The following is a 1,849-nucleotide window of genomic DNA, read 5'->3' as shown; positions in this document are numbered from 1 at the left end:
TGAATTCGGCGGTGTAGCGTCGCCGGGGCTTCGGATTCATGGATGGGGTTTCTGAAGGTTGGTGGTCCAGAAATCCAGCTCACCTCAGAATTGCCGGAGAAGGAGCAGTCGGTGAGGGAGGGGGAGGAGGAGTCGTTGGCGAGGGCTCCGCCGGCAAACGCGTAGTTTCCGGAGAAGGAGCAGTTGGCGAGGGAGGGGGTGGCGGCGTTGGTGCAGTGGAGACCGCCGCCGAAGTTTGAGTCGTTGCCGTTGCCAGCGGTGATCGTGAAGCCGTCGAGGAGGGTGAGGGGGCCGACGGCATCGGCGGTGAGGACGTGGTAGGCGTTGCCGGAGAGAGAGCCGCTTTGGTTGATGTCGCCTGAGAGGATGGTCTCGTTGATGGAGGGGTCGCGCAGGGAGAGGTCGGTTTCATTTCCGGCGTAGCCGCCGAGGAGGACGACGCCGTCCACGAGGGCGAAGGTGGCGGTGCGGTCGTTGGTGTCGGAGGTGGCGGTTTCGTCGGGATAGTAAGTGCCTGCGGCGACGAGGATGGTGGTGCCGGAGGTGGCGGCGGCGAGGGCGTCCTGGAGTTTGGGAAAAGCATCGGTCCAGGAGGAGCCGTCGCCGGTGCCGGTGGCGTTGGCTTTGACGAAGACGGGGGAGAACTCGTAGGCGCCGAGGTCGATGGCGGTGCCGTGGATGCGTGGATTCCCGGCGAGGTCGGTGGCGGTGGTGTTGGCGACGGAGTTGCCGATGTCGAGGCAGGGGGAGCCAGGGAGCAGGCGCAGGTCGCCCGTCGTGTTCGGCGCGGTCAGGGGATCGGCCGGGGCGACAAAGAGCGGGTCATTGGCCGGTTGGGTGCCGTCGAGGTTGTTGGGGCCGGCTGGGTTGAGGCCCTCGACGAGGCAATGGGAGTAACTTGTTATGGAGGCATTATCGTTCACCGATGCACCGTTGTTCCACACGATGCAGCTGGTCAGGGATTGGGAGGAGGAAACGGCGTTCAGGATGGCGGCGCCCAGGTTGCCGGAGAGGGTGCAGTTGATGAGGGCGGGTGAGGACGTATTGTTGGTGATCCCGCCGCCGAAGGCCGCCGAGTTGCCGGTGATGGTGCAGTTGATGAGGGTGGGGCTGGCGTTGGTCAGGTGGTAAATGCCGCCGCCTTGGTTGGCCTGGTTGCCGGCGATGACAGTGTTGACGATGCGGGGCGAGGCCGTCTGTAGGTAGATGCCCCCCCCGCGGTTGCCGGGACTGGAGCCGGCGTTGGCATTCCCGCCGGTGATCGTCACGCCGTCGAGCACGGTGGCCGGGCTGACCACGTCACCGGCATCGGCAAGGACGACGTGGTAGGCATTGTCGCTGGCATCTCCGGTCACCCCGATGTCACCGGAGAGGATGGTCGGGTAGGTGCCGGGATCCCGGGCGCCGAAGGTGGCGTCGCCACCACCGGCGGGAAAGCCACCGTAGATCTCCACCTCGTCGATCAAGGTGAAACAGGAAGTGCGGTCATCGGCCACCGTGCCGGCGCCTTCGTCGGGATAGTAGGTCCCCTCGGCGATCCAGATTTCGTCCCCGGCAGAGGCACTTGCGAGGGCGTCCTGGAGAGTGACGAATGCCGTGGCCCAGGAGTTGCCGTCATTCGGCGCGCCACCGGAGGGGTCGACATGGCGGGTGGCGGCGTGGAGTGGCGCGAGGAAGCAGGAAGCAGCGATCAGGATGCCAGCGCACCTGAAGGAAGCGCACCTGGAGGAAGCGGTTTTCATGGCGTCGAAGATGTGTCCGGCCACTCGGGCCGGAATTCAGGCTTCGGATGTTAGGGAAGCCATTCGCGGAGGGGAACTCATTTCGTCCCCCTGCATTGCAGCATCTG

The 1,849-nt window shown here is 65.4% G+C and carries 1 protein-coding gene; it reads right to left on the bottom strand.

What is annotated here, in order from left to right:
* A partial coding sequence (locus IG178_RS19490; RefSeq protein ID WP_226895609.1) for a right-handed parallel beta-helix repeat-containing protein occupies window positions 1-1,742 on the bottom strand: 1,742 nt, incomplete at its 3' end.
* Window positions 1,743-1,849 lie beyond the last annotated feature (107 nt).

This window comes from Neoluteolibacter marinus (genome assembly GCF_014904755.1).
Lineage (GTDB): Bacteria > Verrucomicrobiota > Verrucomicrobiia > Verrucomicrobiales > Akkermansiaceae > Haloferula > Haloferula marina.
Note: the sequence above shows the minus strand (reverse complement) of the source record. Positions and strands in the feature narration are given on the sequence as shown.